General features: G+C 56.7%; 18 protein-coding genes and 2 pseudogenes. 8 read left to right on the forward strand and 12 right to left on the reverse strand.

Annotated elements, in window-relative coordinates:
* The first annotated feature begins 289 nt into the window (after window positions 1-289).
* Entirely contained in the window at window positions 290-1,303 is a 1,014-nt protein-coding gene (locus GTP55_RS13090; RefSeq protein WP_161045379.1) for an IS110 family RNA-guided transposase, read from the forward strand.
* 437 nt (window positions 1,304-1,740) lie between these two features.
* On the opposite strand, the pseudogene GTP55_RS13095 reads toward GTP55_RS13090, so the two are convergent.
* The 4 genes and pseudogenes from GTP55_RS13095 to GTP55_RS13110 form a co-directional block, all read right to left on the reverse strand.
* Window positions 1,741-2,055, reverse strand: a pseudogene (locus GTP55_RS13095) (helix-turn-helix domain-containing protein); the annotation flags it as partial.
* A 197-nt stretch (window positions 2,056-2,252) separates the two neighbouring features.
* Window positions 2,253-3,425 (reverse strand): hypothetical protein, encoded by a 1,173-nt coding sequence (locus GTP55_RS13100; protein ID WP_161045380.1) that lies wholly within the window; start codon window positions 3,423-3,425, stop codon window positions 2,253-2,255.
* A gap of 299 nt (window positions 3,426-3,724) precedes the next feature.
* Window positions 3,725-4,075 (reverse strand): hypothetical protein, encoded by a 351-nt coding sequence (locus GTP55_RS13105; protein WP_161045381.1) that lies wholly within the window; start codon window positions 4,073-4,075, stop codon window positions 3,725-3,727.
* Window positions 4,076-4,105: 30 nt separating this feature from the next.
* Window positions 4,106-4,576 carry a deaminase gene (locus GTP55_RS13110; RefSeq protein WP_161045382.1) on the reverse strand — a complete coding sequence of 157 codons (471 nt, stop codon included), beginning with the start codon at window positions 4,574-4,576 and terminating at the stop codon, window positions 4,106-4,108.
* Window positions 4,577-4,738: 162 nt separating this feature from the next.
* Between GTP55_RS13110 and GTP55_RS13115 the strand changes: the two genes are divergently transcribed.
* The 3 genes from GTP55_RS13115 to GTP55_RS13125 all read left to right on the forward strand — a co-directional run bounded on the left by GTP55_RS13115 (window position 4,739) and on the right by GTP55_RS13125 (window position 6,420).
* A complete protein-coding gene (locus GTP55_RS13115) occupies window positions 4,739-5,293 on the forward strand; it encodes a hypothetical protein (RefSeq protein ID WP_161045383.1) in 555 nt (184 codons plus the stop codon).
* Between the two features lie 340 nt (window positions 5,294-5,633).
* Window positions 5,634-5,960, forward strand: a complete 327-nt coding sequence (locus GTP55_RS13120; protein ID WP_161045384.1) for a type II toxin-antitoxin system TacA family antitoxin — start codon at window positions 5,634-5,636, stop codon at window positions 5,958-5,960.
* Window positions 5,923-6,420, forward strand: a complete 498-nt coding sequence (locus tag GTP55_RS13125; RefSeq protein ID WP_161045385.1) for a GNAT family N-acetyltransferase — start codon at window positions 5,923-5,925, stop codon at window positions 6,418-6,420. The genes GTP55_RS13120 and GTP55_RS13125 overlap by 38 nt, the downstream gene beginning before the upstream one ends.
* A 52-nt stretch (window positions 6,421-6,472) precedes the next feature.
* Here the strand turns inward: GTP55_RS13125 and GTP55_RS13130 are convergent, their stop codons facing one another.
* Complete coding sequence (locus GTP55_RS13130; RefSeq protein WP_161045386.1) at window positions 6,473-9,616, reverse strand: hypothetical protein; 3,144 nt, start codon at window positions 9,614-9,616, stop codon at window positions 6,473-6,475.
* A gap of 536 nt (window positions 9,617-10,152) precedes the next feature.
* Here GTP55_RS13130 and GTP55_RS13135 point away from each other — a divergent pair.
* Window positions 10,153-10,425, forward strand: coding sequence for a hypothetical protein (locus GTP55_RS13135; protein ID WP_161045387.1), 273 nt, complete (start codon window positions 10,153-10,155; stop codon window positions 10,423-10,425).
* A gap of 169 nt (window positions 10,426-10,594) precedes the next feature.
* On the opposite strand, the gene GTP55_RS13140 is transcribed toward GTP55_RS13135, so the two are convergent.
* The 3 genes from GTP55_RS13140 to GTP55_RS13150 form a co-directional block, all read right to left on the reverse strand.
* Window positions 10,595-11,224 carry a hypothetical protein gene (locus GTP55_RS13140; protein ID WP_161045388.1) on the reverse strand — a complete coding sequence of 210 codons (630 nt, stop codon included), beginning with the start codon at window positions 11,222-11,224 and terminating at the stop codon, window positions 10,595-10,597.
* 21 nt (window positions 11,225-11,245) lie between these two features.
* Window positions 11,246-11,911, reverse strand: a complete 666-nt coding sequence (locus GTP55_RS13145) for a hypothetical protein (protein ID WP_161045389.1) — start codon at window positions 11,909-11,911, stop codon at window positions 11,246-11,248.
* 214 nt (window positions 11,912-12,125) lie between these two features.
* On the reverse strand, window positions 12,126-13,259 hold the full coding sequence (locus GTP55_RS13150; RefSeq protein WP_161045390.1) for a hypothetical protein: 1,134 nt from the start codon (window positions 13,257-13,259) through the stop codon (window positions 12,126-12,128).
* A gap of 320 nt (window positions 13,260-13,579) precedes the next feature.
* Between GTP55_RS13150 and GTP55_RS13155 the strand changes: the two are divergent.
* From GTP55_RS13155 to GTP55_RS13165, 3 genes and pseudogenes are all read left to right on the forward strand, one after another.
* Window positions 13,580-13,977: pseudogene (locus tag GTP55_RS13155) on the forward strand (transposase); the annotation flags it as partial.
* A 715-nt stretch (window positions 13,978-14,692) separates the two neighbouring features.
* The gene (locus GTP55_RS13160) at window positions 14,693-15,757 is read left to right on the forward strand and encodes a hypothetical protein (protein ID WP_161045391.1); all 1,065 of its coding nucleotides are present in this window, start codon (window positions 14,693-14,695) and stop codon (window positions 15,755-15,757) included.
* Window positions 15,758-16,177: 420 nt separating this feature from the next.
* Window positions 16,178-17,176, forward strand: coding sequence for an IS110 family RNA-guided transposase (locus tag GTP55_RS13165; RefSeq protein WP_161045392.1), 999 nt, complete (start codon window positions 16,178-16,180; stop codon window positions 17,174-17,176).
* Between the two features lie 353 nt (window positions 17,177-17,529).
* Here GTP55_RS13165 and GTP55_RS13170 read toward each other — a convergent pair whose 3' ends face one another.
* The 4 genes from GTP55_RS13170 to GTP55_RS13185 form a co-directional block, all read right to left on the reverse strand.
* Window positions 17,530-18,864 (reverse strand): serine hydrolase domain-containing protein, encoded by a 1,335-nt coding sequence (locus GTP55_RS13170; protein ID WP_229257925.1) that lies wholly within the window; start codon window positions 18,862-18,864, stop codon window positions 17,530-17,532.
* Window positions 18,865-19,124: 260 nt separating this feature from the next.
* The gene (locus tag GTP55_RS13175) at window positions 19,125-20,168 is read right to left on the reverse strand and encodes an IS481 family transposase (RefSeq protein ID WP_161045394.1); all 1,044 of its coding nucleotides are present in this window, start codon (window positions 20,166-20,168) and stop codon (window positions 19,125-19,127) included.
* 110 nt (window positions 20,169-20,278) lie between these two features.
* Window positions 20,279-20,647, reverse strand: a complete 369-nt coding sequence (locus GTP55_RS13180) for a hypothetical protein (protein WP_161045395.1) — start codon at window positions 20,645-20,647, stop codon at window positions 20,279-20,281.
* Window positions 20,648-21,140: 493 nt separating this feature from the next.
* Window positions 21,141-21,593 (reverse strand): ricin-type beta-trefoil lectin domain protein, encoded by a 453-nt coding sequence (locus tag GTP55_RS13185; RefSeq protein WP_161045396.1) that lies wholly within the window; start codon window positions 21,591-21,593, stop codon window positions 21,141-21,143.
* Window positions 21,594-21,817 lie beyond the last annotated feature (224 nt).

Consider the following 21,817-nt stretch of genomic DNA (forward strand, 5'->3'; position numbering starts at 1 on the left):
TCTCGGATTGCGAAATTGCAATGGATGAGATAAATTTGATATCTAAGGTTAAACATAACCTTTTCGTTTGACGTCGTCATGAGTCAGATCAAGCGGGCGGTGTTGTGATTGCGACTGATCTGACAGTTAGCCTGACACGCGCGTCGAATTCGGGAGACTCGCTGCGGTTCTAGTATATGACTGAGTGTTCGTTTGCTCGATGAATTGATAATCATCTAGCCGTCCTCCCTTCGGCAGAGCCGAGGAATAAAGTCACGGTACGAATCCGAACTTTATCGAGGAGGACGTCATGTTATTTTGTGGCATTGATCTTCATTCCAACAACTGCCTTGTCGTCGTCTCCGACGAAGCCGACAAGGTCGTATATTCCAAACGGCTAGTCAACGATCTGAGGACGATTTGCTCGGCGCTCGAACCATATCGGCAGGAGCTTTCCGGCGTGGTTGTGGAGTCGACCTACAACTGGTACTGGCTTGTCGATGGTCTGATTGAGGCTGGCTATGTGCTTCACTTGGCGAACACAACTGCGATCAAGCAGTACGATGGACTCAAGCATCGTGGCGATGAGTCGGATGCTCGGCATTTGGCGCATTTGCTCCGACTCGGACTTTTGCCGGAGGGGCACATCATGCCCAAGTCCATGAGGGCGGTCAGGGATCTCGCTCGCAAACGCATGCAATTGGTGGAAATGAGGACGACGAATATCCTGTCGATCGAGACCTGTCTGGCTCAGCAAACAGGCAGCTACATTACCGGCAGAGAGATCAAGCAACTGACCGAGCTGGACATCGATGCCATGCCCATCGGTGCAACCGAGGCCAAAGGGATGAAGGCCAACCTGGCGGTGATGCAAGCGCTGCAAGCTCAAATAGATGAAATCGAGAAATCGCTGGTCAGCTACTGTCGCGTTGCGCCGGGCTACCGTTTGCTCAATTCGGTTTCGGGTATCGGCACGATCTTGGCAGCAGTTATTTTGCTTGAGACTGGAGATATTGCCAGGTTTTCAGGCCCGGGCAACTACGCTTCCTATTGTCGCTGCGTTGGCAGCGCACATGTCTCTAACGGGAAGAAAAAGGGAGAAGGCAATACGAAGAACGGCAATCGCTTTTTGGCTTGGGCATATGTTGAGGCTGCAAACTTCGCGATTCGATTTTGCGAGCCCGCACGTAAGTTTTATCAACGCAAGAAAGCAAAACGCAACAGCGTAGTCGCGATCAAGGCTGTAGCGCACAAACTGGCGCGCGCCTGCTTTCATATGTTGAAGACGGGAGAGCAGTTTTCAGTTGAACGCTGCTTTTCGTAAGTGTGGCAACGGCCCGGCGAGCCAGCGAGTGGGTTGGAGTGTGAGCCAGCGGATTGATTGGACGCCTCGCCGTCTGCCATTGTATTGAGTTCTCAGGGAGTAAGTCGTCCGGAATGCGAGCCACCAGGGTTTGGAGCCGTTAGATAACGGCAGCCATAGAATTGTTCTTCCATTTGGACGCACGACGGTACCGAGATGCTTCTGGGGCGGCCATGCCGTCAGGGCGAAATTGCGAAGTGAGAATTTGGCTTGATCCAGATGGGTGACTGGTGCGATTCACGCAACCAGCAATGAGGCATAGGACACGACCATCACGCCTGCAGATCCGATACGATGGCTCAGGTAACGAAAGAAATCGCAGAGTAACGCGAGGGGAAAATTCGAACTGTTGACAGCGGCCGGCTAATGGGTGACCCACTCTCAGTTTGACCCGCCATCCACTGCCTGGCAAATGCTGTTACGCGGTCGTACGATCCCTCATATCCCAGCTCTTTCAGGTCCGCGCGGATCTGTTTCAAACTACGGCGCTGCTTACGCGGCTTGCTCGTCTCGGCCTTGAGCCATCCTGATAATTGCACAGAATATTTATCCAGCCCGCTCGCTATACGGCGTTCCGCATAGGTAGGCCCTGTGGTCTCCGAGCGCAGATAGCGCCGGACGGTGTTACGTGAGATGCCCAGCCGTCTGGAAATCTCCCGTAGGGGAATCTGGTCACGAATGTGCCAGCGTCGAATTATGCCTAGTAATGCCACGTTGATCACTCCGTTCTCCTGCCGATGAGACAGGTCGAATTGTGCTCTTCACGTGTGTCAGATTCAGTTGCAAATTACTGGGCAAAGTGGGTCGCGTAGCCAGATTGGCTGGCGAAGCTCGATGACGCAAATTATTGGCGTTGTCGACCCGGTGTACTTCTGGATATATCGCCTGACCCAGCGGGGCTTTTCGCGCCTCAATGTCGTAGTTGCAGCGTCAATTCATCGTGGGCGCTGTTGCGTATTCTGGCGGCGTAATGCGTATGGCCTTCCTGGTCCAGCGACAGTTGGAGTTTATCGCCTGAAATCCGGCAAGTGAGCAACCTGCGGCTTGGACGCGCGCCTTCGCTGAATCGTTTACTGACGCCAGACTCGCCGGCCTGACGCAAGGTGAGGCGAAACATCTCTGCAACTTCGGCCGATTTCAACAGTCGGTGAATGGTCCAGTTGGGTTCAGGCCCAGGCTCAAAGATGGGCGGGATCTTGAACAGTTCGAACTGGCTGAGCGGAATTTCAATGGCTGCGCCTGGCGTTACGGTAAGCGGCGTATCAAACAGCGAAGCGACCAGCAGCCAGTCATTCACGTAGGTATGGTAATACATCCGCTCGATCAGCAGCGGCGGTGTCGTCCCTTTGCCGGCGATGCTCGCCGTGACGGTGAGGACATCGCCCACCGGGTGCAGCGCGTTGTCGCTCAGGTAATAGGTTTCGTAATAGCCGCCGACGCCCTTCGAGATGGTTTTTACGCGGGTGAGCGCATCTTCGCGCAGCAGTACCATGGGAATAGAGTTCATTGCACGGAGCCCCTTGTCTGCGAGGGATTCCTCGGCCAGCGCTCCGGCCGCGTAGAAAACGGCGCGCTCTTCCAGCCATTTGTAGAGGTCCTGGCCACCGGATCCCGCCACATAGACGTTGCCGTAGTACGGTAGCGTGCTGCGCAGCCGGTTGGCGTCGTAGTTACGGACGAAGGTCTGGCCGGCGATGACGCCGAGAATCTCGAACTCTGGCCAGCCTTGTTGTTCCGTCAGCAGGCAGGCGGTATGCACGATACTGGCAGGATCTTTGGGGTTGAATGTGCGTGCCTGCGCGGCGGAGAGCCTGACCCGATTGGATCGCAGCACGCCTATGTTGTCGATCAGGCGCTCAATGTGCGAGACGGTTCCCGCGACCAGGAACATGCCCGATTGTCCGAGTCCTTTCAGGCGGAAAAATTTCCTTACCAGGCGTGACGGCGATACGGGCAGGGCCTGTGCCACGTTGCGGGTGTCGCCCACAGTAGGTAGTACCAAGTGACCGCCGGGTGCGTCGACGGACAGCATGACGTCGGCAAATGCGAGGCCGAGATCTTCAAGGTAGGCAAGCACGGTCATATGGCATTCTGATGAGAGTTGATCTGGTGCAAGGATACCAAAATTTCCATGTGGAAACAAATTTATAAAGGCACGCGCGTCTTAGTGTCGGGAAAGGGGACGGCGCTGCAGGTGTCGGCCCCCACGGATGCCTTGTGGCAACTTACTGCTCATACACCGGCACCTCCCCGTAGCTGGTTCTGTTCTGCTTGCGCTTGCTGGTCATCTACCATCGTGGTAGTGCGGGCTGCTGCGGGGCTGACGCACGGCGTTACCCCGTGGGGCAGATCAAGACCTGGGGCCCAAGCCCCCCCGGACTGCTAACGCGGATTGGTAACGCGGACTTGATATTCGAAATGTACAAAGTTGTCCTTGTTGCCGTATCTCGGGCCGCTCTCGATTTTCTTGGGCTTGACGAGTACGCAAGCATCAGGTCCTTTGAATAGGCCAATTTCGCCAACGCCAATCCGCACCGAGTGACGATATTCATACGCAGTAGGGTCGTCGATCTCTTCGAATGATTTCGCAAACCGCGCCATCGCTACTTCGACTGGACGTAAAGCGTATCCGTAAGCGGCGTCGACACCCGCGATTGTCCAGGCGATTTCCATGGTTCGATCGTCGCCTTCGGCGAATTGAACGAGAAACTTCCCTGTGTCCTTGTGGTCCACTTTCGCACCACCGCTCGGACCCACGCCTTTTTAGAAGTGCCCCATGAAGTGGCTATTGACCTGGTCGATCTCTTCACGGAGGTCTTTATGAAAGTCGCGTAAATAGACGTCCCCGTCTCTCAAGCGCTTCCACCCTTGGCGGTGAACGTTCGGATTGGGATCGTATCGTCCTATGACCACTTCCTTGATTCCGGCAGCCGTAATCAAGTCGGCGCAACACTGCGTTTGCTGTCCGGGGCGCAGGTCTACACAAGGTTCAAGCGTCGCGTATAGGACCGCCTTTTTAAGGTTCACACCACGCTGCTGCGCCAACGCAATCGCTGCACGCTCAGCGTGCTGGCCTGTTGTTCGAAAACCCGTGGCAACGATTTCTCCATCCACCACAATTGCCGCGCCCACCTTGATCTGCGTTTCGCTTTTCTTCATCTCCTCGATGGCGGCTAGCATGAATTCTTGGTCGGGGGCTTGGTGTGTCATCGGCGTAAGAGGAAAATGGCTCATGGAAGAGCATAACATCTTGCCGAGCTGAAAAATACGCAAATTCTCAGCAATATAACAACCCAAGTATGGGAGTCTTGACACGTAACAGTGGCCGGCTGAAAAGGCAGACTGTGCACACGGGCGAATGGGGGCAAGGCGCGCGGGGTGCATTCCGAGCGGCTGATGTTCGAACTGACCTCGAAGCGCAGGGCAGCGTTGCAGGCGGTGCTGATGGACCGCAGCGACGTGGCGTTGTGCTATCTGGCCTTGACCCTGTTGCGCGGGGCGCTGTCGGAACATGGCGGCCCAGGACCGGGGACGCTGGCCAAGATCACTGGCAGCAGACCGGCACTGGCCGAGGTGGCCGCGAAGGGAAACGCTGCCGCGCTGGTGGCACAGCGCAAGGCGGACCTGCCGGCGCGCCTTCCGGTCACGCGCGGCGACTGGCTGGCATGGCTGCAAGGCCAGCCGCAGGCGGTGGTGCTGGAACTGCTGGCGTTCTGCGTGGCGAGTACGCTGGACGCGACGCAGACGCGCGAAGGACCGGCGCCTGAGTTTGCGACGCTGGCGCAGGCGGTGCAGCTGGACATGGCGGACTGGTGGCAGGCCCGGGGCCGGCAACTACTTCGGGCAGGTGTCCAAGGAGTGGGTGTTGCAGGTGGTGGGCGAGGTGGCCGGTGCGCAGGTGGTGGTGCCGCTGGAGAGGCTGAGCAAGGCAGGCACGGCCGAGGCTGCTGAGCGACTGCTGGCCAAGCTGCGCTGGCTGCCGGCACCGCTGCGGGTGGCGCCGGCAACGGCTGCGAATGTGGGGGGCTGGTGGAGTAGCCGCTGATGCCGCTGCGTGGCGCTGGGTCGCGCAGCGGTCTGTGTTGGCGCGGAAGGGTTTTGCTGCGTCAAAATGACGCAGTGTTTGCATTTTGACGCAACGCGGCCTATACTGGTTAGGCCGGTCAACAGTTGCTCTCTCCACGCGCCGCGGCGCTTCCCCTACGCAACTGGCGTTCCGCCACGCTTCCCCTTCCTTGTGTTCCGGCAGAGCGTGGCTGCAGGTGCCGCATGCGGCACGAAAGGGCAAGACATGAAATCCACTGACGAGATCGAGCGCGCGGAACCGCGCGTCACCAACCGCATGCCGCAGGCGGTCGCGCAGAAGCTGCAGGAGGCGGCCGACCTGACCGGGGCCACGCTGAACCAGTTCATGGTGCAGGCCTCGCTGGAGAAGGCGGAGCGCATCATCGATCGCGAGAAGACGATCCCGCTGTCGGCCAAGGATGCGGCCATGCTGCTGCACATGCTGGACAATCCTGCCAAGCCGAACGCGGCGCTGGCGCGGGCGTTCGAGCGCTTTACCCAAAGGGAGACTGAGAATGGCAACCAGAATCGTGGCGCTGGAGAGCATCCATGATGTCGGCGCCTTCGACTGCGGCACGTCGGAGCTAAACTTCTTCCTGCAAACGACTGCCGGCCAACACCAGCGCAAGCTGATTTCCAAGAGCTATGTGCTGATCGACGATGCAGCGCCGACCCGGGTGCTTGGGTATTACACGCTGGCGGTGAGGCGCATGGTGCTGAAGGAGGCGCTGCCGCCAGCGCTGGCGAAACGGCTGCCGCGCGAAGTGCCTGGTTTCACGCTGGCTCGGCTGGCGGTAGCGCAGGCGGCCCAGGGCCATGGTCACGGCGAGTACCTGTTGCTGCACGCGATGGCACGCGCCGCGCGGGTGGCGAACGAGATCGGCGGCTACGCGCTGTTTGTCGACGCCAAGGATGCAGAGGTCGCAGTGTTCTATCAGCGCTACGGCTTTGCCACATTGCCGGACGATCCCCTGACCCTGTGCCTGCCATTTGCCGACATGCCGGACTTTTAGACGGCTTGCTTCGCAGGCCGGCATTGCTGACCTGGCCAGACGGTGGCCTCGATCAAAACGCGGCCTTCCAGCGGAAGCTGAAGATCAGGTCATGGTCGCCGTCCGGCGTCCATGACACACTGAGTGCGTCGTCAGCCGTGTCACCTTGGACGCGCAGCACCTCGAGACAGGTGGCGGGCAGCACATAACAATCACCGTCCGGCGTGTCGAACTGGCAGACCGGTGTGCCGTTGATATGTGCAAGGACATCGCCGACGCCGGGCTGTATGGCCACTCCTGGCGGAACCGGGCATTGCCAGAAGCCTGCTCCCCAATGCTCATGTCGCAACACGTCGCTGAGTGGCGAGCGGCCCACCAGGATGATGGGCTGTGTGCTGCGCGCACGAAGTTCCGCACACACACCGGCCACTTGTTCGGCGAGCTGTTGCTTGTCCTCCGTGGACGGATCGTAGTTGTCGCGCCATCCTGGATTGTTGACCGCTGTCAGCGCTTGCGTATGGACCAGGTCGCGAAAGGCTTGGGCAAGTAGTGCTGTGCTGACCCTCTCCCCGATGGCTTCGGCGCTGTCAAGATAGTCAGAGGCAATCATTTCCAGATAGCGTTCACGACGAACTCGATAGCTTGTTCCTGCACCACCGGTCGCCAGTGTCCGGTCAAAGCGGATCTGCCGGATAGCCGATGGAACCGGCACGCGCTCAAACACCTCGATTGTCACCGCACTCAGGAGGCCGGCGACTTTTGTGCGGTCAATTGACAACGCACGTACCGTCAAGCCGCGCTCTTTTATCGCCAGCCGTTCCAAGGTTCGCGCGGCGTCGGCAACGGCCGCCAGTGTTCCGGGCAGGTCGAGTTCCGCTGCGGGCGACCTACGCAGGTGGGCGATGGCGGCGGCGCTGTCAGCTGGGAAAGCGTCTGTTGCCACCAAGGCGTGCAACGTCGCGCAATAACGTTCGACAGCCTGCAGACGTTCGATACTTAGCCACCAGTTTTGAATCAGGCGCTTGCTGTTGATGAGAGGGTTTCTATCAGCCGTCAGCGCGCTCAGCAGAATCGCAAGCGGGGCCTGCATCGATTCAAAATCCGCCCCGTTGCCGAAGCTTATGTAGGTCCAGCCCGACACGGTGATTTCATTGCGATCGCGACTCAACCGCTCTGCGAACTGGTCCAGGCGATGGACGGGGCTGTCCACGCCGTGCAGCAAGGCCAGCGCCGCCGTCAGAACGGCGTCGATGCTGTCCATGGACAGGGCCTGAATCTCGCCACCCGCTTGTTGGCGCTCGGCCCGTATCAGCTTGCCGGCGCAGAGCAGAGGCAGATTGTCGGGACTGGGATGGTCACTGGCGTTACGAATCAGCAGCAGCACCAGATACAAGCGCGTGCTTTCCCAGTAACGCCGGATGGCGAGGCTCAATGCCTGACCGGCAAACTCGCTGGTTACCTCGGCCTCGCCGTCCCACAAGCTTTGCTTCGCCGCCTCCCAGGATTTTCCCGACAACGTGATTGTGACGTGGCGCGTCCGGAAATCGCGCTCCAGTCTGTCATGCGGGAGCTCGGCGCGCCGGTTTCCCCACCACTTCAGGAAGCCGTCCAGTAGCCAGGTGGCGCCGACTATGTCGCCGCGCGCCACTGCTTGCATGAAAATGTAGGCCGAGTTCTCGATGTGCTTGGCATACACGTCGGCGCGCGCTGCCAGCACCTTCCATTTTTCGGCATCGCTGGCGCCGGTTGGCTGATCGATGGGTATGTAGACATGCCCCCAACTGCCGATAAGCGATACCACGGCGCCTTCATGTATTTTGTTCAGGGGAGCCACCAAGGTGCCTCCAAATGGCGGTCCGCCCTGTATGGCGCTGTCGGCGGCCTTGCGTAGCCACCAGGCGCCCAGCTGGCTGGCAAGCCTGAGGCAGACCAGTTGCGCTTCTGTGATCAGCGTCGCGGGTCTTGGAGGAATCCGTAGCGCAATCTTGGCCGGAATGGTGACCAGGGTTCGGTATAGCCGTGCATCTTCCTCTAGGCAAGCAATGGCGATCCGGCCGATTTCGATATACGGCTCCAACCAGGCATTGCTGAAACTATTCGCTCCCCAGCCATAGGGCGACGCATTGATCGCGGCGGCGTTGTCGACGGTCGCCTCCGGTGGCGTCACGCTGGCCAGCAGCAAGGTGGTATGCAGTTTCATCAGTTCTTTCAGACTTTCCTCGGCGGCGCCAAAGCGCTGCTGTTCCACCGCGACTTCTACTTCGCTGCCAATTTCTGCAAGCATGCGAGTGGTGGACAAGGACATTGTGTCGCGCCGTGCGGGTCCGTAGATGAACGCAGCGCCTACCAGCCAGCGCTCGAACCAGGTCAATGAGGGACCATTATCGACCTTGCACAGAGCCGCGTTGCCGCTGGCCGGATAACCTATCCGGGGAGGAAACGACAAAACCGACGGCCGGCGCTCATCGGCCCACGCGCCGTTTGCCGCGCGCCGCGACCACGAAACGGCGACGACGCGGAGCAGATGCAAATGGACATCCAGCAGCACCACGTCGGTTTTGTTGCGACGGCACACTTGCGACTGGCCGTCGAGCAATCCGTGCATATGGACCTCTGGCGCGGGGGATCTCCCACCGGTGTACTCGGACAGGCGCCATTCATCTTGCGCGGCATTGACGAACAGATGCTGTTTAACCGCCAATACCAGCTCGCTGCGAAGAACCAGGTCCACCGCAATCCGCGTGTATGCGCGGCGTTGTTCCTCTTCCTGGATGAAATGCATGGTGCGCCCCAGGAAGAAAGCTGTGAGCAGCACGTTGATCGTCAGCCAGGCACCGTTGGCGATGATCAGCGGTACGAAGCACTGCGCCAAGACTGCGGACGTCGCGTATGGACTGGCCAGGTATTGGATGCCCATGGCAATCAACAGCGCGATGGAGCTGGCGCCGGATGGCACCACACCCGAGTCAAGCAGATAGGCCCTGAGTGCAACAGTTGAATGCGCCTTCCGCTGCAACAAGATCGCGATGAAGGAGACGACGATGGGGTATACCAGCGCCACGATGGTCGCCTGCACGCTCCAGGGTACGCTGGCGAAGGCTGAAATGTCGAAGTCTGGGCGCAGGGCCGGAACGGGCAGGGTGGGCCACCAACTGTTCTGGCGTGTGCATATGCGCGAGATCAGGGCCGCCAGCAGCCCGATCGCGAAGCTGAACATGACCGGGTGTTCGGTACCCCAGATGAGAAGACGGCGAAAGCGGCTGTAGCGAAGGATGCGATGGGTATCATTGTCCCTCGTCCAGGACCGGACCTCGCGACGGGCGCGCGGTTCAAGCTGTCCGCTGAGCCCGAATGGCAGGCAATTGAGTAGGCGTGCAAGCAAAGCGTTCCTCACCGATATTCTGAGAAATCTGATTGTACCTTTATTAATTATTGTCGCCGAAAGGCGGGGCGGCGGCCTGCGGCCTTAGCCGCTGTCCGCAAAGGCGCGCAGGGGGGGGGCGAAGAGCGGTGAATGTTCTACGTTACGTTTGACCTGAATCAAGATGTCCAGTAATTACGATACGATCATTTGGAATGGCCGACGAAAAACGCATATGCATTCTTTGTTTGAATGGGGCGTGAATCGCAATCTACTGGCAAGCGACCGACACGCCGGCAACCATCGTGACGTGGTCTGCGTGGATCCAGGCCAGCGTATCGCTGATGTCATCGCAATGTTCACACAAGATATTTTAAAAGTGAGGAACAAATATGAAGCTGTCCCCCGAAATGGAAAAGGTGCGCGCATCGGTATTCCCTGATCTGTCGGCAGACGATTACATGGCGCTGCTGGAACGCAATCGCGCGCGATTCAACGCATTACCGCCCGATGAACAGCGGAGAATACGCGAGCAGCTTGACGCATTGGAGCGGGAGGATGTGAGCTTTCATGCGGAGCAGCGCCGCAAGATGGCGGAGATCCAGGCGAAAAACGCGATCGAAAAACCCGAGTGGCAGGCCAAGCGTGGGCATGCGGACGGATGAACCCACGGCAGTCTGCAGATGCCAACGCCGCCACCGCAGGCGCAACACAAGTTCGAATCCGGCGCGATATGCATCTATCGGCAATACCTTGTCGAAGCCGCGACTGACGATGCTGGCGCAACTGGCGTTTGCTGCGTTGCTGCCATCATTGCCGTTGCAGGCAATCCCTCTAGTGAGGCTGCCGCGATAGCCAAGTTCGCCTGACCTTGGCTGAGAAAAATTCTTCGACCTGGCTGACGGCGGCATCAATTTTCTTTGAAAACGCGTCATCTTCCGCCATCCGGTAAATGATCTCGTTGTTCTCTTGCAATCGTTCCGGGTTGCGGTCAATCTCTGCGCCAGGTCCGCCATAAGCACCCTTCAGCCAGAAGTGATACCAGATCGCGGCGCGTATTTCTGCGATTATTTTATGCAGCCCTTCAAAACAGTGATGCGCGGGGGCTTGCCAGATCACTCGGGCCTTTAGCCGAATCGTCTGCAATTCCGCCCACTTCATGTGAACAGCGTTCATTCTTTCGCCGTAGATATTCTGTTCTTCCTGTATTCTGTTGCCCGCTTCAACTTCTTCCTTGCGCAGAAAGAGCATGGGGCTGCGTACTTCCTGGAGCAACTGCTGCACCTCGTAGGCAAGGTGCAGTGCGTTCGTCGCCAAAGCATATTCGCTGGTGCCTTGCAGTTGCCGCCTCCACGTGGTGAGGCCAATGGCGGCAAGCACGATGGTGGACACGGTGCCCAGTATGGACACGACGTCCCTGGTCAGCGCCCAGTCGACTCCTGATAGCGTCAAGCAGAAAATCATCAGCGTTCCCCGGTGCGTGAATCAGGTCTCATCGTTGGTCGAGGTGGGCGGTGCGCCCGGGGTAATCGTCAGGCTGGCGGACATCGTCAGGCGCGCAACACCTTGCGGCTTGCGCGGCGAATTCACCTCGTGGTGGGGAAAGAACACGCACAGGTCGAGGTATAGCGTGGTGATGATTTCATGCAGATCTTTAAACGACATTTTCAGTGCGCGTAGTGCCATCCCGGAACCGTCGGCTGTGACCCCCACAATGATGGGACCATCGCCGGTCTGCCCGGATGCCAGTTGTTGATGCATGTGTTCCTGCTGCCGGCGGAATTCGTTCAGACGCGGGCGCTGAGGCAATGCCAGCACGCGAGCCTGAATCGGCTCGCTCCTGGACAGGGCGTGAAGACATACCACGGCTTTTTCCAGCGCAGTGATGCAGTCTTCCATCGCTAGGGCAAAGTCGAAAATATGCAATTGGCGTCCCTGCGCCAATTCTGTTGCTGGGCGCTGCGCCTCGACCAGCTGCTGCTGAATCAGTGTGCGCGCCTCGCTGTAGTGTCTGCCCGCCTTGACCAGGCAATGCACCAGCCAGGTCCGCCACTTGCGCTTTTCCGGCGAAACATCCTGCTCGACGACGAAGATGCCGAGCAGTTGACTTTGTGAACGTAAGCCCTCGATGTTCACGTTCAGTTCCGGCATGCCATTTTTTGATTGATCGGACATAGGTAAAGAGTATTGGATAGGAAAAATTGCGATTACCAGGCAAGTTGATGTGCGGGTGCCAGCTCACCCCGACATTACTGCCATGTAGTTTGCTATCACGAAACGCCGCTGGCAGCCAGACGGCGACATGTCGCTGGACGGCGTGGCCTCCGCGTGCGGATGCCAGTGCCTCCGGCATGGGGCGTCTTCTTTAGTCCGGCCGGCGATACCAGCGCGAGATGAATGCCAGGTGCCCCGGTTGTGGATTCAATATGCGGTCGCGTATCTCGGTTTTGCTCATGCCTGCCGCTTTCAAAATATCACCGATCAGCGGTATTTTTTCCCAGGAAAGTTCTCGCTTCTGGTGCGTGATACCCATCAGCGTATCGTGGTGCTTGGCCCATAGGGTGGCGGTGTCATCCAACGCCGCCAAAAGACGCGTCGCTTCCATCCTGGTGGCTCGGTTAATCGTCATCTGGCTTCGAAGCTGGCCAAGTAGTGCGCGATACGCTTGGGCATCCGCAGATTCACGTATCTGCACCGCCGCGTCCAGGATCGAGATGCCTTGCGCAATCGCTGTCCTCAGCACTAGTTCCGCAACCGGAGGCGTGGTGACCTGGGTGGTCGAGAAGGCGGTCGGGACCATGGACTTGAGATCCGCCTGCAGTTTATCGTCAAACTTCTTCGCGATGAGCTCATGCATGGACGCCTCCATCGCGTGCCCGATAAGCTGCAGCCATTTGCGCTTCCCAGGACCTAGCAATGCAACATCCCCCTGGCGACGGCTAAACTCCAGATAAAACAAGGCGCGGGATAGAGTATCACCGCCGGTGCTGGCGGCTGACGCAACCAATCGCAGCGCACCACCTGAGCGTTCCATATGGTCGTGCAGCCGTTTATCGGCGCCCGACCAGAATGGACTCGAACCGTCCGGAGACAATTCCTTGCGCAGTTGCTTCAGTGCTTCCGACTCGGTGGCTGCGGCCTCCAGTTCTTTTGTCAAGGCGATGACGGCTTTGGAGGCCTCCGTATATACCGACAGGTCGGGTTCTTTACGTATGACATAGTCGGTGATTTCCAGTGGAATCCTGCCCAATCTCGCTTGGAAAGCCAGACTGTCAATGATAAAAAACTCATGTACCACCAGATGCTCTGCAAATAATAGCAAATCGGCGAGGCCCGAGCCCACGGGATCCGCCATGACGCCGCGATAGATCGCATCCTGTTGCGTCGGGCTCTTCGTCGCACCGCCCACGACCGCATGGTTCGGACTACTCGGACTGTCCGTATTGTCCAGCACCGCCAACCATCCCAAATCCAGTACCACTCCAGAGGTAGCTACCATATAGGCTCTCCTGACAGTCAAGAAAAAGAAATTTGCACAATCAGTTTGCAATGCTTGTCATCGGCCACTCCGGGCCAACGGCGCACCTCACGAGGGAGCGGATAGCGGGTGGCTGACTTTGATTGCAAGCATACCATTTCGTCAGCGATAAAAAATCGCCCAATCACCGCCGTGAAGCGCGCAGTGCGGTGCGACGGCTCGGTCGAGGTCAGATGGCCCGGGGATCCCCGTGACGGGTGTTAAGCCGCTGATGCCGCCTTTGGGCGTCCCCGCCCAAGGGCGGGGACGCTGGCGCGCTGCGCAGCGTGGTAGGACAGCCGAAAAAAAGCCTGACGGCAGTCATTCAGGAAGCCAATATCCACGGCATTTCAACGCGCGCCGTGGACGATCTGGTCAAAGCGATGGGAATGACCGACATATCCAAGAGCCAGGTTTCGCGCCTGTGCGAAGAAATCGACGACCGCGTCCAGACTACCTGAATCGCCCCATCGAAAGCGATTGGCCCTATCTCTGGATCGACGCCACCTACGTCAAATCGCGCGATGCCGGCTGGGTGGTGTCGGTGGCCGTGATAGTCGCCGTCGGCGTGAACACCGATGGTGTGCGCGAAATCCTGGGTGTTGGGACCGGCCCTTCGGAAGCGGCGACCTTCTGGAGTGAATTCCTTCGCGGCTTGAGCCGCCGTGGCCTGCGCGGTGTCAAGCTGGTTATTTCGGATAAGCGTGTCCGCACAGCCAAAGACAACGCGACGATCACCAAGGTCAGGGGCCTGTCGACACTGGCGGGGGCAGGAGACGCGAACCCGTCGACCGCCGCTGACATCCTTAAGCGATCTTGGGAACGCGCTGCTCCGGTGCCGGCGTCGAGGACCGGCCCTGTGATGGGCGTATGCGGGCGCACAGCGTCGCAACGTGCGATGTGCGAGAGATGGTGCGGCATGCTGTGCGTAGGTTGGACTTCAGAGTGCTCCGATTGTTTGAACACGCCATGTGGCGGGGGGCGGAATGGGTGTCTCCTGATCCTTAGCACGCGGATCGTTTACCTCAGGCAGCGTGGGTTGCGTGCGGATTTTCTGTACTGGTGAGTGCAGCTAACAATGCCGCCAAGGGGCCATCGCCTGACGCCGCAGGGGTTTGAATTGGTGCCGGTAAGGCGGATCGCGTTCAGGGGGAAGCCCGGCGCGGGCCTGTAAAATTGAAGGTTGCGAAAATATTTGGAGGAATATAATGGCGACACGCCTAGAGGACTTAGACGAGCTAGTTCTGCGATGCAGGGATGAGCGTGCACGCGAGTTGATTACCGAGGCCGTTTCCAGCTACCGCGTAGGTGCGTTCAGATCGGCAATTGTAGCGACGTGGATAGCGGTATGCTTCGATGTGATCGAGAAAATACGAGAACTATCTCTCTCTGGCGACAAGGAAGCGGGAAATCTTATGGATACACTTGATGAGATCCGACGTAGCGGTCCAGAGGGGTTAAAACGCGCGCTAGAATTTGAAAGAGGATTACTTAATGTCGCCAAGGAAAAATTCGAACTCATATCGCCTCTGGAACACAGTGATTTGCTTCGTCTTCAGGAGGATCGCAACCGTTGTGCCCATCCATCACTAACCAACGACGAGAAACCGTATTCTCCCCCGGCTGAACTGGCGAGACTGCACATTCATTCGGCTATTACCCACTTGCTACAGCATCCACCTGCTCAAGGAAAATATGCATTAGCCCGTGTAATCGCAGATGTGACATCTGAATATTTTCCAACTGACGAAAAGAGAGCTAAGGTATCCCTGCTTGGCGGTCCGCTTAAAAAGCCCAAAGAATCGCTCACTGCCAACTTTATAGTGCTTCTTCTAAAAGGGTTGCTCGATAAACAGCACGGACACAAGCAGAGGCAACGCTACTTCAGCGCACTGATGGCCACAGCAGCACTGCATCACGTAACATACGAAAAAACACTGAAGGGTAAGCTAAATTCAATCTGCGCTTCTACTACCGACGACGATCTCAATCTGATGTCAAGCCTTGTGATGAAAGTGCCTGATATTTGGAATCATTTGGATGCTTCGGTTTCAGAACGCGTAGAGAACTACGTGGACCAACTGCCTACAGCGCGGTTCAATGATATATCGGAACTGCTAAAATTTGAACCGCTTAAACGCTTTGCGTTATCTCGCGTAAAGCGGATGAGACTGGACGACTTGGCCATAAGTTTCTTCGGAGTCGCTCCAGGCATTGTGATCGATACCGCTACGCAGCGTTTGAGTGCAACGCGGTCCAAGGAGCAGGTTGCAGGATGGATGCAGGAACTTTCCTACATGGCTTCTGACTTCTCGGAAGACCAGATAAACAGGTTACTTCGAGTAATTTCAGCGAACTCCCATGCGCGTGGATCGGCAGAGTTAGGACTGTTGCTGAAGCGATGTAGGAGCGCTATGGTAGTTTCGGAAGCCACGTTTGACAGGCTAACTGACGAATTGGATTTGCCTACTATCGAGTAGCACGCGAGGCGAAACGCTCGGAGGAAAAAGATGAACGCCTTTTTCTCCGAGCTAATATGCCAACTAAAAAAGTTGAGCTTGGCGATCTTGTTGAGTGACATTTCCGCCCGCAAGTATTTTTGAATTGCGCTCTCTGTCATTTGATATTCGGGGGCTAGCAACCGAAGAGTATTACCTCTTAAAGAGTTGTCGACAATCTCTTTATTTGTAGTGATCGCGACTTGATCTCGTATATTGAAATTGCCGATCCAGTGGTATCGTGTTCCTAGATGGCGCGGCCGGGCAAGGTGACACATAACTTGATCTTAGGGTTCGACCCTGCTTGTCAGATTGGTGCCCTTGCCCATTTCCATCTGAAAGTCCGGACAGTATCTGAGGCTACTGCAGTTCACGTAAGCCTGCATACGAGGAGGGAAAGCCATGGACAAGGAAGCTACTGCCATTGGGATAGATGTCGGCAAACTTAAGCTGCATGGTGCGCTGATCATCGAAGGGAAAATTCGCAGCAAGTCGGTGGCGAATTCATCTACTGGCTACCAGGAACTGACTGATTGGATGACCAGGCAAAACGTCGAGCTGGACAGCTGCTTGGTCTGCATGGAGTCTACGGGAGTGTACAGCGAGCCTGTGGCGCTTGGTTTGCAGGCCCTAGGTCTGACTGTGAGCATTGTTAATCCCGCCCGCATCAAAGGATTTGCACAGAGCGAGCTGGTGCGCAACAAGAATGACGGAATCGATGCAGCTTTGATCGCCAGGTATTGCGAAAAGATGCACCCGCAGCCTTGGAAAGCGCCTACGCCGGAGCAGCGACGGTTAAGGTCATGGTGTGATCGTTTAAAGGCATTGAAGGACATGCGCCTGCAAGAGGAAAACAGAGAAGAGGCTTGCACCGTCGCCGCGAATCTGGAATTGGCGGAACATCTCAGGCAGCATGTGGAATGGCTGAAGGTTCAAATCAAACAGGTAGAGCGCGAAATTGAAGACCACATCGCTTGCCATCCGCAGCTAAAACGCGATTCTGACCTTTTGGCCAGCATTCCTGGAATTGGCAAGGCGACCATTGCCGTGATGTTGGGCCATGTCGGCGACATGCAACGCTTTCACAGTGCAAAAGCGTTGGCGGCGCATCTCGGTGTGAGTCCACGCCAGCGCACCTCAGGTACATCTATTCGCGGTCGTACGTCGATGTGTCGAACGGGGAACCGAGCAACTCGAAGCGCACTCTATATGCCGGCAGTCGTCGCCAGTCGCCACAACCCAGCGCTCAGGAACTTTGCAGAGCGTCTTCATGCAAACGGCTTGCCAAAGAAGGCAGTGATTGGGGCGGTCATGCGCAAACTGGTGCACTTGATGTTTGCTGTGGTTCGATCCGGTATCGCGTTCCAGCCTGATTATCCGCGAGGCCGTCAAATGAGCTAAACTCACCGGCGACTGAATACGGCCACAAGCGGACCTTTTAATATACGTGAGCGTTAAACCAGTGAGACCAGCATTCGATACATCTCCTTATTTATGGACTAACGACGACTTTCTCCGAGGAGTGTACGTCCAACAAATTGGGTCAAAGCAGTGGAAACGGTCTGATTCGCTAGTCCGCAAGTATGAGCTTGCATATAGCTTTGATGGTATCAACTGAGTTAGCGCTGGGGCGTGAATAAACCTCTCAAATGTGATTGCGGCGAAGGTCCGCGACTGGAGCGACTGGGGACGTCGTTGGGCACGCCAGTCCTGCTCTGTCCGCTTCCAACTCATTGAGAGCGGAGACGCATGATCTACTTGCTCGCGCCCGACTTCGCTGAAAGCAGGTGTGCCTTCTCGTATAACTGCCTGGCCTTGACTTGATCGCCTTTCGCTTGGTATGTCTCGGCCAAGCTGTCCCAGGTATTAGCTGAGTCAGGAAAGAGCGTAGTGTTTAAAGTGAAAACACGGATAGCCTCGTTCAGGCCCAAGTTTTCGCGCGCTGCGTAACCGCTGGCGTTGATGAAGCGTTCCAAGTCGGGGATGCCCTCCACCGTCGGTGTTTTTGTCTCGCCCAGTGCGTAGGCTATTAATTTCTCCGATAATACTTCCTGTCTAAACTGGTCCGGCGCTGCGGCTGCCATGGCGCTGTCCAGCAGGACACGCGACCAGACGTTTTTGACACTGCCGTTGGTCAGATAGATGAAGATGTAGTTATCGCCATCGAGCGTGTCCTTGTAGACCAAGCGCACTCGTACCTGAGTGCCACCGTCGTGGCCGACGTGGTGATATTGCCCGCTTTCGCCGTACTCCCAGCCCGTGGCGAATATACCCGGCCGGCCAGTCGATAGGAGCGGAGGCTGCCACAGCTGTAGCAACGTCTGCTTGCTGACCAGCTCGCCTTTTGCGACAGCTTGGACGAAACGGAACAGGTCGTCTACCGTCAGGTAGAGCTCGGCATGGCCGTAGCTGTAATCCGGCCAAGCGACGTCCTCGGCTTGGATTAGTTTGCCGTCCTTACCTGCGTAAGCAGTCAGTACACCGGCCTTGGGGAGCGAGGGTGCTCCCAGATAAGTGTGTTCCATGTGTAGTGGCTCCAGGATGCGCTGCTTGGCGATCTGAGCGTAGGGCTTGCCATATTGCGCCTCCAGCAGCATGGTTAGCACCAGATAGTTGGTCTGCGTGTAACGCGTCGATGTGCCTGGCTGAAAGTTCAGCGGTTTTGCTGCGAGTGATGCAAGTACAGCCTGCGCGGTAGGTAGGAAGTTGACTGTGTTCTCAAAATATTCCGGTACGCCGGAACTGTGATTGACGAACTGCCGTACCGTAATGCCTCGCCAACTGGCTGGGAGGTCTCTTACGTAAATACTGGCGGGTTGGTCCAGATCGATCTTGCTCTGTTCAACCAGCTGCATGATGAGTGTGCTGACTAACAGCTTGCTGAGCGAATAGACCGGAAAGACATTGTCGATCTTGACGCCATCCGCAGCCCGGAACAAAACCGTGTCGTTATGGGCAATCAATAGAGCCTGACCAGCAATGCCATAGCGCTTTTGGTTGATCCGCATCTGCTCGGCGATGGGATCGGCGTGCGCCATCAACGAGATAAAGAATGCAAACGTCAACGTAAGATGTCGCAAGAATCGCATGTCCAAAATGTGCTCCTGATCGGTGAATTTTCGATAGGATAACATCCGCGCAAATATCGACCTTAGGGGCGAGAACCTTTGGCTTTGGTGTAAAGAACAAGGTCGCCTTCAGCATGTGTCTGACGATAAGGCGAAGGTCCGAGTTGGGGCGGAACCCGCCAGTGGCCTCGGCCCTGCTACTGGTCTGAGCGCAACACTTGAAAATCGAGACAGTATCCTGACAGTTACCCGGTTTGAAGCCTGCGACTGTCAGGTCAAATTCAGCTGTTCAGTGTGGTGATTTTATCGCGCCACGCCTCCTTTCCGTCAACTAGAGTTTGCATCGGCGTGCGCCCGCAGCACATCTTGCCTTGATGCGTGCGCTTGTTGTTGTAGTAGGCGATCCAGTCATCCAGGTCGGCTTGCAGCTCTTCGATGCTGCGGTAGATCTTGCGCCTGAACGCGACCTGATAGAACTCCTGCAGAATCGTTTTGTGGAAGCGCTCGCAGATGCCGTTGGTCTGCGGATGCCGGACCTTGGTCTTCGTGTGCTCGATGTCGTTCAGCGCCAAATAGAGCTGATAATCATGCGACTCTGCCTTGCCACAGAACTCGGTGCCGCGATCGGTTAGCACACGAATGACGCCCATGCCTTGTTCGTCCATGAAAGGTAGCACGCGGTCGTTCAACAGATCGGCGGCGGTGATCGGGGTCTTGGTGCTGTAGAGCTTTGCGGCAGCCCACTTCGAGTAGGTGTCGACGTAGGTTTGCTGGTAGATGCGGCCCACGCCTTTTATCGTGCCGACGTAGAAAGTGTCCTGGCTACCGAGGTAGCCAGGGTGGGCCGTTTCGATCTCGCCATGGGCGACATCGTCGTCCTGCTTACGTTCAAGCGCGACAACCTGGGCTTCGGTCAGAACGTCGCCCGTCTCCGCAACGTGGCGCTCCAGCGCCGCTAGGCGTTTCTTGAACGATTCCAGATCACGACGCAGCCACACCGAACGAACACCGGATGGAGAGATGAAGATGCCACGCTTGCGCAGCTCGTTGGAGGCGCGGACCTGGCCGAAGGCCGGCTGCTCCAGGCAGAAGGCCACAACGGCGCTCTCCGTAGCTTCTTCCACGCGGTTCTTCAGATTGGGCTTCTTGCGATTGGCATCAATCAGGGCATCGACGCCGCCAGCCTCGACGGCAGATTGATAGCGGTAAAACGTGTCTCGCGAAAAGCCCATTACCTTGCAGGCACGGGACACGTTACCCAGTTCGGTTGCTAAATTTAGCAAGCCGACCTTGTATCTGATGACGCTTTGAGGAACACTGCTCATGGGGTTACTCCTTGGCGCTTGCGCGCTGGTTTAATAAAGATTCGCACCTCTATCAAACCGGGTAACCCCACCCTTTGGCAAGGCTTTACTGTCAGATCAAAACGGAACTACTACACTTTATTTCTTACTGCAAGGAGTGCGCCGGCTGCGCGCGGGATATCAATGTGATCCATCCCGCCAAACTCCGCCGACAGCTTGCGTGCCGGCTCGATTCCGATCATTCGCGCCAGTACGTGTTCCGCATCATTTTGATCGGCACGTACAACCTCGCGTCTGACATGAAGCTCAGTCATCGGCGCTAATGCGAACGCGGCCAACACGGCAAGAATCCCTGGTAACAGAACTCTTCCCTGGCTTCTGGCGTAGCGCACGTGCAGCGCGATGTATCTGTTGGCGCGGTCCGATTCATCATCGTTCAAGCCCAGACTGGACAACCGATCCCTTGCTAGTCGCTGTTTCTCTTGCGTTGCTTTGTGCATCACAATCTCCGTCGCGGTGTACATCCTGCTCAAAGCGCCGCAGAGTAGGGACAATCCATCATGCCTCAAACAGTGTACACGGTGGCTAACCAAGGTCATTGCGCTAGCTCAAAGTGAGTCTAACCAAGCGAGATGGACGGATTTCCCGCTCTGGCGCCACGCTGTGTTGCCGGCCGCCTGCGTGCACACGCTTTGGGCATGCCGGTACGATGAGCCATTGTCATGCGACACAAGCGGCTTAGGCCGCGCTGAGGCGATTCAATGATGCCTGGATCAACGTCGCCGCCGCTGGCGCGGAAGCGCTGCAGACCATGGCCAACATCAGAATGGGCGGCCGGGAGACTGCTGCCAAGGGACAAAACATGGGGTTTAGTTTGCTGCGCGTCACTTGCATTGCTGTGACGAAACCGGTGAAGTCTTTTCAGACTACCTTCGTTGATAGGGAGGTATTACTGGCGCCAACTTCGCTGGCGTCATGGGGGCAGTCTTACTCTTAGTCGGTTATAGGGGATAGCTCAGCCTGCCAAATCTCATTGCTCAATCCACCTCCCCATACCCATACCCCGAGTGTTTCAGGATCATCGTTCAGTATATTCAGATTTTGATTATCCTGATTAGGCATGTTAGTAAGCTGAAGAGCCGCGTAGCCGGACGGTACGTCCGGGTCTTCTGTTGGAAAGGCCCAGTTCCATATTGCGGCGTTGGCGGTCGCTCCCAATGTCACAGGGCCATTAAAGCTCGGCGCACAGATAGCGGTGTCTGTAGCCTTGTTTATTAACAAGAAACCACCTTTGTAGGTGGGGCTAATCCACGCTATCGGCGTCCAAAGTTGTGAATCGCCCGAATTGTTTGGTGCTGCAGTTACCGTTGCCGATTCTGATATAGCCGTCAGAAAGAGAGCACTCCCGTTTGATTCAAGTTGAGAAGAAATTTTGAAATACATCATAGTGGTTCCTTTGATTAAAGGTGAGAAATAGAGTTGTCCAAAAATAATAAAGATCCGCAGGGATCTGATTCGCAAAAATAAATTCTAGATAATAAATTCCTGCGTACACGTGTTAATATTGATTAATCACACATTGTCAATGATAACAAACTGCTATTTTCCGCCCAGATTAAGCGTGATTGACTCATAGTTAGCACGTTCTGCCTCCTTTACTGGGCATTTTA

Origin of the sequence: Duganella margarita (assembly GCF_009857535.1) — a bacterium.
GTDB classification, from domain to species: domain Bacteria; phylum Pseudomonadota; class Gammaproteobacteria; order Burkholderiales; family Burkholderiaceae_D; genus Rugamonas; species Rugamonas margarita.

Excerpts from the sequence above, each read along its gene's own strand:
- GTP55_RS13115 (WP_161045383.1), top strand. The coding sequence starts at position 4,739 with ATGTTCGAACTGACCTCGAAGCGCAGGGCAGCGTTGCAGGCGGTGCTG.
- GTP55_RS13140 (WP_161045388.1), bottom strand. The coding sequence starts at position 11,224 with ATGATTTTCTGCTTGACGCTATCAGGAGTCGACTGGGCGCTGACCAGG.
- GTP55_RS13135 (WP_161045387.1), top strand. The coding sequence starts at position 10,153 with ATGAAGCTGTCCCCCGAAATGGAAAAGGTGCGCGCATCGGTATTCCCT.
- GTP55_RS13185 (WP_161045396.1), bottom strand. The coding sequence starts at position 21,593 with ATGATGTATTTCAAAATTTCTTCTCAACTTGAATCAAACGGGAGTGCT.
- GTP55_RS13165 (WP_161045392.1), top strand. The coding sequence starts at position 16,178 with ATGGACAAGGAAGCTACTGCCATTGGGATAGATGTCGGCAAACTTAAG.
- GTP55_RS13160 (WP_161045391.1), top strand. The coding sequence starts at position 14,693 with ATGGATACACTTGATGAGATCCGACGTAGCGGTCCAGAGGGGTTAAAA.
- GTP55_RS13090 (WP_161045379.1), top strand. The coding sequence starts at position 290 with ATGTTATTTTGTGGCATTGATCTTCATTCCAACAACTGCCTTGTCGTC.
- GTP55_RS13100 (WP_161045380.1), bottom strand. The coding sequence starts at position 3,425 with ATGACCGTGCTTGCCTACCTTGAAGATCTCGGCCTCGCATTTGCCGAC.
- GTP55_RS13110 (WP_161045382.1), bottom strand. The coding sequence starts at position 4,576 with ATGAGCCATTTTCCTCTTACGCCGATGACACACCAAGCCCCCGACCAA.
- GTP55_RS13130 (WP_161045386.1), bottom strand. The coding sequence starts at position 9,616 with ATGTTCAGCTTCGCGATCGGGCTGCTGGCGGCCCTGATCTCGCGCATA.
- GTP55_RS13120 (WP_161045384.1), top strand. The coding sequence starts at position 5,634 with ATGAAATCCACTGACGAGATCGAGCGCGCGGAACCGCGCGTCACCAAC.
- GTP55_RS13125 (WP_161045385.1), top strand. The coding sequence starts at position 5,923 with ATGGCAACCAGAATCGTGGCGCTGGAGAGCATCCATGATGTCGGCGCC.
- GTP55_RS13150 (WP_161045390.1), bottom strand. The coding sequence starts at position 13,259 with ATGGTAGCTACCTCTGGAGTGGTACTGGATTTGGGATGGTTGGCGGTG.
- GTP55_RS13180 (WP_161045395.1), bottom strand. The coding sequence starts at position 20,647 with ATGCACAAAGCAACGCAAGAGAAACAGCGACTAGCAAGGGATCGGTTG.
- GTP55_RS13175 (WP_161045394.1), bottom strand. The coding sequence starts at position 20,168 with ATGAGCAGTGTTCCTCAAAGCGTCATCAGATACAAGGTCGGCTTGCTA.
- GTP55_RS13145 (WP_161045389.1), bottom strand. The coding sequence starts at position 11,911 with ATGCCGGAACTGAACGTGAACATCGAGGGCTTACGTTCACAAAGTCAA.
- GTP55_RS13170 (WP_229257925.1), bottom strand. The coding sequence starts at position 18,864 with ATGCGATTCTTGCGACATCTTACGTTGACGTTTGCATTCTTTATCTCG.